The sequence below is a fragment of the Comamonas sp. MYb396 genome, assembly GCF_037479555.1.
GTDB lineage: Bacteria > Pseudomonadota > Gammaproteobacteria > Burkholderiales > Burkholderiaceae_C > Comamonas.
Map to the genome: position 1 here is coordinate 525,385 of NZ_JBBGYU010000002.1, position 12,829 is coordinate 538,213.

Annotated in this window: 14 protein-coding genes; 4 read left to right on the forward strand and 10 right to left on the reverse strand. The window is 64.0% G+C overall.

Annotated features, from left to right (window positions below; translation table 11 throughout):
• Window positions 1-44: 44 nt before the first annotated feature.
• The gene (locus WH265_RS06495) at window positions 45-602 is read right to left on the reverse strand and encodes a YggT family protein (RefSeq protein WP_021026439.1); all 558 of its coding nucleotides are present in this window, start codon (window positions 600-602) and stop codon (window positions 45-47) included.
• A 253-nt stretch (window positions 603-855) separates the two neighbouring features.
• Here WH265_RS06495 and lysS point away from each other — a divergent pair, with 253 nt between their 5' ends.
• The 4 genes from lysS to WH265_RS06515 all read left to right on the forward strand — a co-directional run bounded on the left by lysS (window position 856) and on the right by WH265_RS06515 (window position 4,522).
• Window positions 856-2,397 (forward strand): lysine--tRNA ligase, encoded by a 1,542-nt coding sequence (gene lysS / locus WH265_RS06500; RefSeq protein ID WP_312990286.1) that lies wholly within the window; start codon window positions 856-858, stop codon window positions 2,395-2,397.
• A gap of 106 nt (window positions 2,398-2,503) precedes the next feature.
• A complete protein-coding gene (locus WH265_RS06505; RefSeq protein ID WP_339557723.1) occupies window positions 2,504-3,517 on the forward strand; it encodes a hypothetical protein in 1,014 nt (337 codons plus the stop codon).
• 80 nt (window positions 3,518-3,597) lie between these two features.
• On the forward strand, window positions 3,598-4,221 hold the full coding sequence (locus tag WH265_RS06510) for a mechanosensitive ion channel family protein (RefSeq protein WP_021026436.1): 624 nt from the start codon (window positions 3,598-3,600) through the stop codon (window positions 4,219-4,221).
• Between the two features lie 127 nt (window positions 4,222-4,348).
• Entirely contained in the window at window positions 4,349-4,522 is a 174-nt protein-coding gene (locus tag WH265_RS06515; RefSeq protein ID WP_021026435.1) for a DUF1328 domain-containing protein, read from the forward strand.
• A 101-nt stretch (window positions 4,523-4,623) separates the two neighbouring features.
• Here the strand turns inward: WH265_RS06515 and WH265_RS06520 are convergent, their stop codons facing one another.
• The 9 genes from WH265_RS06520 to lepB form a co-directional block, all read right to left on the reverse strand.
• Complete coding sequence (locus WH265_RS06520) at window positions 4,624-6,381, reverse strand: ABC transporter ATP-binding protein/permease (RefSeq protein ID WP_339557724.1); 1,758 nt, start codon at window positions 6,379-6,381, stop codon at window positions 4,624-4,626.
• Between the two features lie 90 nt (window positions 6,382-6,471).
• Entirely contained in the window at window positions 6,472-7,557 is a 1,086-nt protein-coding gene (gene nagZ, locus WH265_RS06525; RefSeq protein WP_339517433.1) for a beta-N-acetylhexosaminidase, read from the reverse strand.
• A gap of 56 nt (window positions 7,558-7,613) precedes the next feature.
• The gene (gene acpS / locus WH265_RS06530; protein WP_021026432.1) at window positions 7,614-8,006 is read right to left on the reverse strand and encodes a holo-ACP synthase; all 393 of its coding nucleotides are present in this window, start codon (window positions 8,004-8,006) and stop codon (window positions 7,614-7,616) included.
• 20 nt (window positions 8,007-8,026) lie between these two features.
• Window positions 8,027-8,797, reverse strand: a complete 771-nt coding sequence (locus WH265_RS06535) for a pyridoxine 5'-phosphate synthase (RefSeq protein ID WP_027010795.1) — start codon at window positions 8,795-8,797, stop codon at window positions 8,027-8,029.
• A complete protein-coding gene (gene recO / locus WH265_RS06540) occupies window positions 8,794-9,555 on the reverse strand; it encodes a DNA repair protein RecO (protein ID WP_021026430.1) in 762 nt (253 codons plus the stop codon). The genes WH265_RS06535 and recO overlap by 4 nt, the downstream gene beginning before the upstream one ends.
• Before the next feature lie 114 nt (window positions 9,556-9,669).
• Window positions 9,670-10,662, reverse strand: a complete 993-nt coding sequence (era, locus tag WH265_RS06545; RefSeq protein WP_312989079.1) for a GTPase Era — start codon at window positions 10,660-10,662, stop codon at window positions 9,670-9,672.
• 100 nt (window positions 10,663-10,762) lie between these two features.
• Window positions 10,763-11,446: a ribonuclease III gene (gene rnc / locus WH265_RS06550; protein WP_339557725.1), complete on the reverse strand. Its 684-nt coding sequence runs from the start codon at window positions 11,444-11,446 to the stop codon at window positions 10,763-10,765.
• Window positions 11,447-11,815 (reverse strand): DUF4845 domain-containing protein, encoded by a 369-nt coding sequence (locus WH265_RS06555; protein ID WP_339557726.1) that lies wholly within the window; start codon window positions 11,813-11,815, stop codon window positions 11,447-11,449. It lies immediately after the preceding gene.
• A gap of 25 nt (window positions 11,816-11,840) precedes the next feature.
• Window positions 11,841-12,809, reverse strand: coding sequence for a signal peptidase I (gene lepB / locus WH265_RS06560; RefSeq protein WP_021026426.1), 969 nt, complete (start codon window positions 12,807-12,809; stop codon window positions 11,841-11,843).
• Window positions 12,810-12,829 lie beyond the last annotated feature (20 nt).

A 12,829-nucleotide genomic window follows, 5' to 3' on the forward strand; every position in this document is an offset into this window, starting at 1 on the left:
CCTAGGCGGTTTTTTTGCGTCCGGGCGTGTGCCCAAGGGTTGCTTCACACGGCCATCAGCAGCCGGGATTGCAGGTGGGCCAGCATGATGGAGATGATCTGCAAACCCACCAGCAGCACGATGGGCGACAGATCGACCCCGCCAATCAGTGGAATGACCTTGCGCAAGGGGCGCAGCAGCGGCGCGGTGAGCTGGTAGAACACGGCATTCATCACCGCATTGCCCGAGGACAGCCAGGACAGCACGGCATGCACCAGGGTCACCACCACCATTGTGGAGATGGCGATATTGGCCACGCCGATGGTGGCCACCACCAGCACCGACAGCAGCGATGTCAGGCCGCCCGCGACCAGCCACAGCAGCACAAACTGGACCACCTGCACCAGCCAGGCACCCAGGATGCTGGCCCAGTCGCCGCCGGGCAGGCCCTTGGTGATCCTACGCAAGGGCAGCACCATCCAGCTGGTCAGCGCCAGCACCAGCTGCCCCAGCGGGTTGTTGAAGGAGACGCGCTGGTACTGCATGTACCAGCGCAGCAGGCAGGCGCCGGTCAGCAGACCACCTGCGATATTGAGCAGCAGGGACAGGATTTGAAAAAGCATCGGTGTTTCCAGTCGGGAGCCATCCCGAGAATGCGAATTTGCTATTAAAAATGAAGCTGGCAGGCCAATAACAAAGGGCTTGAGGCTATTATTCTAGGGCCGCAGCCCAGGCTGGCGCCAGCAAATCCCCCTGCGCGCCAGGGACGAAAAGCGGCGCAGCAGTCGGACACTACGGCTTTTGCCGGCACGGGGCAGGCTAAAAATCTTAAAATGACAGGTTTTGGCCGTTTACCAGCGCAATGCTGGCCTCTTCATGTCTGAAAACCACACCACTCCCGAGACCGCGCCGGTTGCGCACGACGAAAACCAACTGATTGCCGAGCGCCGCGAAAAACTCAAAGCCCTGCGCGAAGCACAGCGCCAAGGCAAAGGTGTGGCTTTCCCCAATGACTTCAAGCCCGCCGACCGCGCAGCCGACCTGATTGCGGCCCACGCCGAGAAGGACGCCGCCGATCTGGACGCTGCCGCGCTGACCGTCAGCGTCGGCGGCCGCATGATGCTCAAGCGCGTGATGGGCAAGGCCAGCTTTGCCACTGTGCAAGATGCCACCGGCCGCATCCAGCTCTACGTCACCCGCGATGCGGTGGGCGAAGAGCTGTACGCCGATTTCAAGAAGTGGGATCTGGGCGACATCATCGGTGCCGAAGGCCAGTTGATGAAGACCAAGACCGGCGAGCTGTCGATCAAGGTGACCAAGATCCGCATGCTCACCAAGAGCCTGCGCCCCATGCCCGACAAGTTCCACGGCATGGCCGATCTGGAGCAGAAGGTGCGCCAGCGCTATGTCGATCTGATGACCGACGAAGACGCCCGCAAGCGCTTTGTGGCCCGCTCCAAGGCGGTCTCCGGCATCCGCGAGTTCATGGTCGAGCACGGCTTCCTCGAAGTCGAAACCCCCATGCTGCACCCCATCCCCGGTGGTGCCAATGCCAAGCCCTTCATCACCCACCACAATGCGCTGGACCAGGAGATGTACCTGCGCATCGCCCCTGAGCTCTACCTCAAGCGCCTGATCGTGGGCGGCTTCGAGCGGGTGTTCGAGATCAACCGCAACTTCCGCAACGAAGGGGTGTCGGTGCGCCACAACCCCGAGTTCACGATGATGGAGTTCTACGCGGCCTACTGGAACTACCGCGATCTGATGGACTACACCGAAGCGCTGATCCGCGACGCGGCGATGAAGGCCGTGGGCACGCTGGAGCTGACCTATGGCGGCAAGCCGGTGGACCTCGCCAAGCCTTTCGAGCGCCTGACGATCACCGAAGCCATCGTCAAGTACACCGATGCCGGCGAGAACGTAGGCAACCGCGAATGGCTCACCAATGCCTTGAAGAAGCTGGGCATGAAGGAAGAGAAGGACAAGCTGGCGGGCCGCACCCTGGCCAGCCTGCAGGTGCTGTACTTCGAGGAAGTGGTCGAGGACAAGCTCTGGAATCCCACCTTCATCATGGAGCACCCGACCGAGATCAGCCCGCTGGCCCGCGCCAACGATGACCGCCCCGAAGTGACCGAGCGTTTTGAGCTCTACATCACCGGCCGCGAATTCGGCAACGGCTTCTCGGAGCTGAACGATGCCGAAGACCAGGCCGCGCGCTTCAACGCCCAGGTTGCAGCCAAGGATGGCGGCGATGACGAAGCCATGTACTACGACCACGACTTTGTGCGCGCGCTCGAGTACGGCATGCCGCCCACCGGCGGTTGCGGCATCGGTATCGACCGCTTCATGATGCTGCTGACCGACAGCGCCAGCATCCGCGACATCATCCTGTTCCCCGCGCTGCGCCGGGAGCAATAAGGCGCCCCGCAGGCCCCCGGCCTGCCAGCAGCGCCCAGCGGCACAGGTTCTGCCCAGAGCCTGTGCCGCTTTTTCATGGCCAGCCGCCGCCGATATACTGGCCTGCATGCAGATACCCCGTTACTGGGCGCAAGCGCGCCTGCGCCATGAGACCAGCCCGCGCCATGGCGCTACCGTTCAACGCTGGGGCTGGTCCGACCAAAGCCCTGATGCCGCACAAGCCCATGCCCAGCAGCGCGCCCAGGCCGCGCTCGACCAGGTGCTCAGCGCCCCGCAGCTGCGCAACCTCGATGCCCGCTTTCAGCGCATGGAGCGGCTGGGGGAATATGGGCTGAACGGCCAGACCCCCATCCGCGAAGAGATTCTGGGCCAGCGCGGCCGGGCGGTGATGACGCGCAACAGCTATGGCGCGCACTGCCTCAACACCCCCGATGTCGCCATTGCCGACATGGACTTCCCGCCGCAGCCAAAGCCCCCCAGCGGAGCACCACTGCTGATCGCGGCGTTCTTTGCGCTGGCGGCCTGCTTTGTCATCTTTGCGCTGGGTGGCGCGCTGCCCGCGATGGTAGTGCTGGCAGGCACGGTGGTCGTGCTCGCGCTGTGGCTCAGGCGTTTGCTGAACCTGCGCCAAAAGCAGGCCGGCAGCGCCGATCCCCGGCAGCTGGCGCTGGAGCGGGTCACCGCCTTCAGCCAGCAGCACCCCGACTGGGGCCTGCGCGTCTACAGCACACCCAAGGGCCTGCGCATCATCGTCACCCATGAGGCCATGGCGCCCACGGACGGCGCGGTGCAGGCGCTGTTCTCTGCGTTGCAGGTTGATCCGATCTACCAGCGCCTGTGCCTGCAGCAGCAGTGCTTTCGCGCCCGCGTGACCGGCAAGCCCTGGCGCATGGGCCTGTCCGGCCCCAGCCCGCAGGTGCGGCGCTGGCCGGTCGCGGCCAACCAACTGGCAGCGCGCGCAGACTGGACGCATGTCTACGACAAGCAAGCGGCGCAGTACAGCGCCTGCCGCTTCATCGCGCAGCTGGGCCAGGCCCGCATCGCGATGGATATCCAGGCGCTGGTCGATTGGCATGACGAGGCCTGCCGTGCCGAGGAAAGCCAGCTGCCGCTGGCATGAACGCGGCCCCTCGTCGCCGATAATCGGCGCATCCAACTCCACGGGCTGCCTTGGCGCCCGCTGCGCTCCCCCCGCCTGCCATGAACCGACTCAAACTCCTGATCCCTGACTGGGCCACCGAATGGGTGGACATCATCGTGCCGGCCATGCAGATCAGCCTGATCCTGCTGCTGTCCATCACGCTCAACTATGTCACCCGCAAGCTCATCACCCGCATGGCCCAGCACTACCACTGGCCGCTGGAGCTGGCCGTGCCGATCAAGGGCCTCGTGCGCTGGCTCATCATTGGCGGCACCTGCCTGTTGATTCTGGAGCGCCTAGGGGTCAGCGCCACCGTGCTGTGGACGGCGTTCTCCGGCTTTGCGGCCGTCGGCGCCGTGGCCTTCTTCGCTGCTTGGAGCGTGCTGTCCAACTTCTTCTGCGCGGTGCTGATCTTCACCGTGCGGCCCTACCGGCTGGGCGACTATATCGAGGTGCTCGACGGCCTGGACAAGCCCGGTGCCAAGGGCCGGGTGGTCGATATCAACATGCTCTACACCACCATCGAGGACTTTGCAGCCGACCGCAGCCAGAGCGTGGTGCTGCAGATCCCCAACACCCATATCTTCCAAAAGGTGGTGCGCCGCTGGACCGACGATCCACCACCGCAGCAGCCGCCTGAGGCCAGCCCGGCAGAGCCAGCGCAGACCCCATCGGTGCCTTAAAGAGCGCTTGCAGCCGCAAATCAGCCACTGTCAGCGCCAGCCTACCGCTACTTACATCTTCGGCCCACGACTGTGCCCTGGCCCCGTGCTTAACATCAAATCATCACATGACAACAGGAGGTTTTCGATGCTGAAGTGGGCCATTATTTTTGCGGTGATCTCGTTGCTGGCCGGCGTGTTCGGCTTTACCGGTGTTGCCTCGGGCGCAGCGGGTATTGCAAAGATCCTGTTCTTTATCTTTATCGCCATCACGGTGATCTTCCTGGTCATCGCCCTGCTGGGTGTCGGCGCCGTCGCCTGACCTCTGCCTTCACAGCCAGCGCTGAAAAATGCCTGCATGCCTGCCTTGTGCAGGCATTTTTTTGGCCCATCGCAGCGGCTCTACCGCCAAGGCGGTGCAGCCTAGCGCGCTGCAGAGGCCGGCAGCACCGCCCGCTGCGCCGCATCGAGCTGCCAGCGCCCGCCATGGAAGGCCTGTACGCTGTCGCGGTGGGCGACGGACACCAGAGACCCACCGCGCTCACGCACCATTTGCAACAGCTGCGCATAGACCTCGGCCTCGGTCGCCTGGTCCAGCGCGCTGGTGGCCTCATCGGCAAACACCCAGGCGGGGCGTTTGAGCAGGACCCGGGCAATCGCCAGGCGCTGCTGCTCCCCACCCGAGAGCACGGCGTTCCAGGCGGCCACCTCATCGAGCCGCTCCACCAGCGGCGCCAGCTGCGCTGCACGCAAGGCCGCCTGCAGCTGGGCATCGCCATAGTCACTCGCAGGCTGCGGGTAGGCCAAGGCCTGGCGCAGGCTGCCATCGGGAAAATAAGGGCGCTGCGCGATGAACATGCTGTCCTGCGGCCGCAGCACCCGGCCGCGCGCAAAGGGCCAGATGCCGGCCAGGCTGCGCAGCAGGGTCGACTTGCCACTGCCCGAGCGCCCGCTGATCAGCACATCCTGGCCAGCGGCCAGCTGCAAGGCCGCATCCTCGATCACCACCCGGCCCCCCGGCAGCGCCACCTGCAGGCCCTGGGTTTGCAGATGGTCTGCCGCTTGCAGCAACGGGCCCTGGGCTTGGGCCTGGGCCTGCAGACCGGCCTCAAAGCTGGCCAGACGCCGTGTGGTGGCGCGCCAGGCCGCTATATCGCTGTAGTTGTTGACGATCCAGCTGAGCGAATCCTGCACCTGGTTGAAGGCCGAGGCAATCTGCATCAGCTGGCCCAGCTGGATGGCGCCGCTGAAAAAGCGCGGCGCGGCAATGATGAAGGGAAACACCACAGCGGCCTGGCCAAAGAAATTGGTGAACCAGGCGAGCTTTTTTTGCTGGCGGATCAGCTGCAGGTAGTTGCCCAGCACATCGCCAAAGCGCAGGCGCAGCTGCGCGCCTTCCACCCGCTCGCCGCCGTCCATCGCAATCGCCTCGGCATGCTCGCGCACCCGGACCATGTGGTGGCGGTAGTCGGCCTCCAGGCGCTGCTGCGTGATATTGAGGCCCACCTGGGGCTTGCCCAGCCACAACGAAATGGCGCTGCCCACGAGGCAATACACGACAGCCATCCAGACCATAAAGCCGGGGATATGCAGGCTGCCGCCGCCCAGCATGGCAGGCAGGCTGAGATCCATCGCCGCGCTCAGCCCCCAGAGGATGCCGACAAAGCTGACAAAGGTGACCAGGGCGTTCAAGAGCCCCATGCTGAGCGCCACGGTGTAGCTGCTAAACAGGTTGATGTCTTCCTGGATGCGCTGGTCGGGGTTGTCCGGCATCTGCTCGCTGCCGCTGTAGCGGCCCAGCTCCATGCGGTAGAAGGCCTTGTGGGCCAGCCAGCGGCCTTGCAGGTGCTCGGTGAGCCAGCGCCGCCAGTGCCACTGCAGCAGCTGGGTGAGGTAGAACTTGTAGACCGCAATGACGATGTAGACCAGCGCCAGCCACAAAAAGCGCCAGAGCTGGTGCCAGAACACATCGGCCTGCTTGTTTTGCAGCGCGTCGTAGAACACCCGGTTCCAGCTGTTGATCTGCACCAGCATGAACACCGCTGCCAGGTTGAGCGCGACGATGGCGGCCAGCAGGCCCCAGGCGCGGAGCTTGTCCTCGGAGACAAAATAGGGCCGCGTCAGCGCCAGGGCCTCGCGGCCAGCCAGCGCCACGCGGCGCAAGGGGTTGTGAAGGGGCATATGCTCTCAGCCATCTAGGGGATAAGAGCAATCTAGACGACGGGGCTGAGGCGAGGCTTAAACCGCCGCCGCAGCCAGCCACGCGGGAGCTCAGCCGAGCAGGTCCAGCGCGTCCTGGTAGGCGGGCTGGCGCATCAGCTCATCCCAGGGCTGGGGCACGGTCTCGGGCAGCAGCGCCAGGCGGCGCGATTCCGAATCCTCGTCGGGCTGCCAGCGGCCGCTGCGCAGCGCGTCGTCCATGCCGTCCAGCAGCTCATCCACATGGGCGCCCAGGCCCAGGCTCTGGTTGCACAGCAGCACCATGTCGCAGCCGGCAGACAAGGCCGCCAGCGCCGCCTCGGTGTAGCTGATCAAGCTGCCATTGATGCGGCGCGCGCCCTCCATGCTCAGGTCGTCGCTGAAGATCGCACCGTCATAGCGCAGGCGCGTACGCAGCACATCCTTGAGCCATTTCTCGCTAAAGCCAGCCGGGCGCTTGTCCACCTTGGGATAAATCACGTGCGCGGGCATCACGGCCGTCAGCACGCTGCTGAGCCAGGGGTAAGGCGCGGCATCCTCGGCCAGGATGGCGCTCAGGCTGCGCCCATCGACGGGAATATCCACATGCGAGTCGGCTTTGACAAAACCGTGACCAGGAAAATGCTTGCCGCAGTTGCCCATGCCCGCCTGCAGCAGGCCATGCATGAGGCTCTTGGCCAGCATCGCCACCACGCGCGGGTCGCGGTGAAAGCTGCGGTCACCGATGACCGAGCTTTCGCCATAGTCCAGATCGAGCACCGGGGTAAAGCTGAAATCCACCGCGCAGGCGCGCAGCTCGGCACCCAGCACATAGCCCGCTGCGGTAGCGGCATTCATCGCCCGCATCGCGCCGCTGCCCGGGCGGTGTTGGCGGCCCTGGCCGTCGTCCATCCACATCTGGCCAAAATGCCGCATCGATGGCAGGTGCGTGAAGCCATCGGTACGAAAGCGCTGCACGCGCCCGCCCTCGTGGTCCACACAAATGAGCAAATCCGGCTTGATGGCCTTGATCTGCGCGCACAGCTGCACCAGCGCCGAGCGGCTCTCCCAGTTGCGGGCAAACAGGATGATGCCGCCCACCAGCGGGTGGGCCAGGCGGGCGCGGTCGGCATCGGTCAGGGCCTTGCCGGCGATATCAATGATCAGAGGAGCGTGCATGGGAGGGATGCGGACAATTCAAAAACGGGCCCTGGCAGGGCCCGGGGGAGCGGGAATCAGAGCTTTTCGACGACGCAAAAGCTCGCGGCATAGTCGACCTCGTCGGTCACGGTGATATGGGCCGTCAGCCCTTGCGCCTCAAACCAGGTGGCCAGCTCGCCATGCAGCCGGATGCCCGGCTTGCCGCTGGGCAGATTGATGACCTCGCAATTGCGCCAGGTCATCGGCATGCGCATGCCCAGGCCCACGGCCTTGCTGAAGGCCTCCTTGGCCGAAAAGCGCGTGGCCATGTAGCGCACGCCCCGATCGGGCCAGCGCTCGCTGCGGCGGCGCCAGACGGCCAGCTCGCCCTCGGCCAGCACCTTGTGGGCAAAGCGCTCGCCCTGGCGCTCCAACGTAGCGCGGATGCGGCGGATATCGCAGATGTCGGTGCCAATACCGTAGATCATGCTGTCACAGACCTGGAGGCTTAGAGCAGCACGCCATCGGCGCGGGCATCGAGCGAGCGGCGGTAGGCACGCACGGCTTCGGCGTAACCCATCTCCAGCGCATCGGTGACAAAGGCGTGGCCGATCGACACTTCCAGCACCTGGGGCACATGGGTCACAAAGGGAGTGAGGTTGCGCAGGCTCAGGTCATGGCCGGCATTGACGCCCAGGCCCACGGCCTGCGCCGCCTTGGCAGCGGCCACATAGCGCGCCAGCTGCACACTTTGCTCGGGCGTGCCAAAGGCGGCTGCATAGGGCTCGGTGTAGAGCTCAACCCGGTCGGCGCCCACCGCCTTGGCAGCGGCCATCTGCTCGGGGATCGGGTCCATGAACAGGCTCACGCGCACGCCCAGCGCCTTGCACTCGTCCACCAGCGGCTTGAGGCGCTCGGCGTCTTGCGGAAAGTTCCAGCCATGGTCGCTGGTGAACTGGTCTTCGCCATCGGGCACAAAGGTGGCCTGGTGCGGACGGTACTGGCGCACATAGGTCATCAGATTCTGGAAAGGATTGCCTTCGATGTTGTACTCACGCTTGACCGGCCAGGTGGCGATCACATCGGCCAGCCGCTCCACATCGCCCGGGCGGATATGGCGCTCGTCCGGCCGGGGGTGCACGGTGATCCCCTGCGCGCCCGCTTCCAGGCACAGACGTGCCGCGCGCGTCACGCTGGGGATATCCAGGTGGCGGGTGTTACGCACCAGTGCCACCTTGTTGAGGTTGATAGACAGGGCAGTTTTCACGGGGGTAGTCATAGTGATTGGATATCCATCATCAACTGGCGCGTACGCAATACCGGCTGACCACAATGGTGTTGCAGCAGCGTACGCAACTGAACTTTTAACTCTGCGGCGCACAACACGCAAGCCCTGAGCACCGCAGGATAGGGATTTGCAGCGGACAGCGCTTGCTCCAAGTCCTCCCATTGTGCACCGCTGAGCCCTGCCCTGTCCTGCCCATGGGCCTCGCGCAGGCCGGCATCGGGCACCAGCACATAGCGCGTGGCGGGCTGGAGCGGCTGCAGCGACAGGGTTTGCGCCGCCAGCGATGGCAGCAGCCCCAACTCGCGCAGCAGCAGCAGCTCAAAGGCGCGCAGCACGGGCTCGAGCACCTCCCCATGGTCGGTGGCCAGCACCCGCACCACACCGGCATAGATGTCGAACAGGTTGGCAAACGGGTCTTCGCGCGCCAGCAGCCGCATCAGCAGCTCATTGAGGTACAGGCCCGAGAGCAGGCCCGCGCCCACCGGCATCGTGTGGCCGCCGACCCACTCGGCGCTTTTGAGCGTGTGGATGTCCGAGGCCCCCTCGCCCGCAATGCCCCAGGACAGGCGCAGCGGCTGCAAGGCCAGCAGCACCGGCCTAAAGTTGGAGGTGGGTTTTTTAACGCCCTTGGCGACCAGGGCCACGCGTCCCCGGTGCCGGGTAAAGCATTCCAGCACCAGGCTGGATTCGCTCCAGTCGTACCGGTGCAGGATATAGGCCGGTTCCTCATTGACGCGCTTGACAGCCATGGCTCAGGGGGTGCAGTACGTGACCCCGTTGGGGCCACAGAAGAGGTCAGGTACCAGGCGCTGGGCGCCAACCGGGCACAGCAGGCGGTGCGCCGGTGTTGCGCCCCTTGGCGCTTATTCGTAGCCGAAGGACTTGACCCGGGCCTCGTCATCGGCCCAGCCGGACTTGACCTTGACCCAGACTTCCAGGAACACCTTGGCGTTAAGCAGCTTTTCCAGCTCCTGGCGTGCCTCGGTGCTGATGCGCTTGAGCTTTTCGCCCTTTTCGCCAATCACCATGGCCTTGTGGCCATCGCGCTCGACAACGATGGTCGCTGCAATGCGCATGAAGCGGCCATGCGTCTTGCTGGGCTCCTCGTCGAACTTGTCGATAACGACCGTCGAGGTGTAGGGCAGCTCATCGCCGGTAAAACGGAAAAGCTTTTCGCGCACGGTCTCGGACGCGAGAAACTTCTCGCTGCGGTCGGTCAGTTCTTCCGGTCCGTAGAACCAGGCCTGCTCGGGCAGGTACTTTTCGCAGATGCCGAACAGGCGCTCGATATCGCCCTTGTTCTTGGCCGACATCGGCACGAACTCGGCAAAGGGATGGCGCTCCTGCATGTCGCGCAGCCAGGGCGCAATCTCATGGCGGCGGTGCACGGTGTCGAGCTTGTTGGCAATCAGCAAGGTGGGAATGCCGGGCTTGAACAGCGACAGCACCTTGGCATCGGCCAAGGTGAAACTGCCCGCTTCCACCACAAACAGGATCAGGTCGACATCGCCGATGGCGCCCATCACCGTCTTGTTGAGCGACTTGTTCAAGGCGCGCGAGTGGCGGGTCTGAAAGCCCGGCGTATCGACAAACACAAACTGGGTGTTGTCCTTCGTGCGGATGCCGGTGATGCGGTGGCGCGTAGTCTGCGCCTTGCGCGAGGTGATCGAGATCTTCTGGCCGACCAGCGCATTCATCAACGTGGACTTGCCCACATTGGGCTTGCCGACGATGGCAATCAGGCCGCAGCGCTGCGGGCCGGTAGGTGCTGCGGGTGCGGCGGGCGCCTCGGCCTGGCCGGCATCCGGGGCGCTGACGCGGGCTACAGTCGCGCCGGGCTTGGCGGCTGCCAGCATCGCGTCTAGGTCAGAGAGGGTCTGGCCCGAAGGCAACAGCTCTGCAGGGTCTTGGCCAGCAGCGCTTGGAGATGGGGTTTTTTTCGAGGTCATAAAAAGCTTAGCGATGCTGGGTCTGCAGTTGTTGCAACATGATGGCGGCTGCCGCCTGCTCGGCCGCACGGCGCGATGCGCCAGCGCCTTCGCTGCGGGCCTGGAAGGCCGGCACCACACAGTCGACATGGAAGGTCTGCGCATGCGCAGCCCCGGTTGTGCTGGTCACCACGTACTCCGGCACCGATTTCTTGCGTGCCTGCAGCCACTCCTGCAGCGCCGTCTTGGCATCCTTGGATGCGGCGGGCATGTGCTGCGAGATTTCGACACGCTCATAGAGATGATGCACGATCGCCTCGGCCTGCGTGTAGCCGGCATCCAAGTAAACCGCTCCAATAATCGCCTCGACCGCATCGGCGAGGATCGAGGGGCGCTCACGCCCGCCCGATTTGGACTCGCCTTCGCCCAGGCGCAGCACCTTGGCCAGCTGCAGGCGCAGCGCAATCTGGTGCAAGGTGTCTTGCTTGACCAGGTTGGCGCGCATGCGCGAGAGCTCGCCCTCCGGGGTGCCCTTGAGCTTCTGGAACAGCATCGTCGATACCGCCAGGCCCAGCACCGAGTCGCCCAGAAACTCCAGGCGCTCATTGTGATCCGCACAAAAACTACGGTGCGTTACCGCTCGCTGCAGCAACGCACCGTTCGCAAAAGAATACTGCAGGCGTTCCTGCAATCGACTGAGTTCTGATTCCACCTACTTCACACTATCGTTAAAACGGAAGACCAGAAAGGCTGGCCCGTACAAGGGGATGTCCCGCTCGTAGCTGTAGGACACCACAATCTTGCCGTCCGTGTCTTTGGTCACTTCCAAATCCTTGGCATTGACCGAGGTCATGTCATCAATCGCCTGCGAGCGCTCATAGATGGCGCGCACTTCCTGCACCGTCGTGCCCTGGCGGGCCGCCTTGACGGTGGCCTTCTTGATGTTCATGTTCTCGATCACGATCGGGACTGCCTTGCTGCCCACAATGGCCAGGGCCACGATGATGAAACCCCAGAGCACCACACCGATGAACGACATGCCGCGCTGGCGCTGCCGGGGTGCTTGTTTCATAGCCTGCATAGTCAATCCCTCTTAGAAAACTTTTTTAGTTAAACGGTCCGATACGCTTGATGTTACCGAAATTCATCCAGACAAAGAAGGCCCGGCCGACAATATTGGCATCCGGCACAAAGCCCCAGTAACGGGAATCCAACGAGTTGTCGCGGTTGTCGCCCATCATGAAGTAATGGCCTTCGGGCACCTTGCAGGTCACGCCCTCGACGCTGTAGCGGCAGTTGTCCTTGTACTTGAAGTCCGTCACGCCCTGCACGAAGTTGGGCACGTCCGGGTTGATGATGGAGCGGTGTGGCTTGTCGCCCAGCTGCTCTTCAATCTGCTTGAAGTAGCGCATCGCATCCTGCTCGAAGTAATCGGGCTGGTTGGTCGTCGGCACCGCCTTGCCATTGATGGTCAAGCGCTTGTTGATGTAGGCCACCTCATCCCCGGGCACACCGACCACACGCTTGATGTAGTCCATGCTCGGCTGCGGCGGGTAGCGGAACACCATCACATCGCCGCGCTTGGGCGCCGTGCCTTCGGTGATCTTCTTGTTGATCACCGGCAGGCGCACCCCATAGGTGAACTTGTTGACCAGGATCAGGTCGCCCACCTGCAAGGTGGGAATCATCGAGCCCGACGGAATCTTGAAGGGCTCGAACAGGAAGGAGCGCAGGATGAAGACCACGGCGATCACCGGGAAGAGGCCTGCGGTCCAGTCCAGCCACCAGGGCTGCATCAGAAGGCGCGTCTTGCCCTCTTGCACATCGTCGCCGTCGACCTTGGTGATGCCCTGGGCATCGAGCTGCCGGCGCCGCTCGGCCGCCGAGGCCTCGAGCTGGGCAGCGGCCGCCTGGCGCCGGGGGAAGAAGTAAAAGCGCTCTGCCAGCCAGTAGGCGCCGGTGATCACCGTGGCCAAAAACAGCAGCAGTGCAAAATTGCCTTCGATGGCGCCGCTGTACCAGGCGCCCATATAGGCCACAAAAGCGGCCAGAATCAGTGTTGTCAGGAGTTGCATAGCGTTGTTCTTGGCTTCTT

Coding starts and splice junctions, on each gene's coding strand:
- WH265_RS06495 (WP_021026439.1), bottom strand. CDS start 602: ATGCTTTTTCAAATCCTGTCCCTGCTGCTCAATATCGCAGGTGGTCTG.
- lysS (WP_312990286.1), top strand. CDS start 856: ATGTCTGAAAACCACACCACTCCCGAGACCGCGCCGGTTGCGCACGAC.
- WH265_RS06505 (WP_339557723.1), top strand. CDS start 2,504: ATGCAGATACCCCGTTACTGGGCGCAAGCGCGCCTGCGCCATGAGACC.
- WH265_RS06510 (WP_021026436.1), top strand. CDS start 3,598: ATGAACCGACTCAAACTCCTGATCCCTGACTGGGCCACCGAATGGGTG.
- WH265_RS06515 (WP_021026435.1), top strand. CDS start 4,349: ATGCTGAAGTGGGCCATTATTTTTGCGGTGATCTCGTTGCTGGCCGGC.
- WH265_RS06520 (WP_339557724.1), bottom strand. CDS start 6,381: ATGCCCCTTCACAACCCCTTGCGCCGCGTGGCGCTGGCTGGCCGCGAG.
- nagZ (WP_339517433.1), bottom strand. CDS start 7,557: ATGCACGCTCCTCTGATCATTGATATCGCCGGCAAGGCCCTGACCGAT.
- acpS (WP_021026432.1), bottom strand. CDS start 8,006: ATGATCTACGGTATTGGCACCGACATCTGCGATATCCGCCGCATCCGC.
- WH265_RS06535 (WP_027010795.1), bottom strand. CDS start 8,797: ATGACTACCCCCGTGAAAACTGCCCTGTCTATCAACCTCAACAAGGTG.
- recO (WP_021026430.1), bottom strand. CDS start 9,555: ATGGCTGTCAAGCGCGTCAATGAGGAACCGGCCTATATCCTGCACCGG.
- era (WP_312989079.1), bottom strand. CDS start 10,662: ATGCTGGCAGCCGCCAAGCCCGGCGCGACTGTAGCCCGCGTCAGCGCC.
- WH265_RS06555 (WP_339557726.1), bottom strand. CDS start 11,815: ATGCAGGCTATGAAACAAGCACCCCGGCAGCGCCAGCGCGGCATGTCG.
- lepB (WP_021026426.1), bottom strand. CDS start 12,809: ATGCAACTCCTGACAACACTGATTCTGGCCGCTTTTGTGGCCTATATG.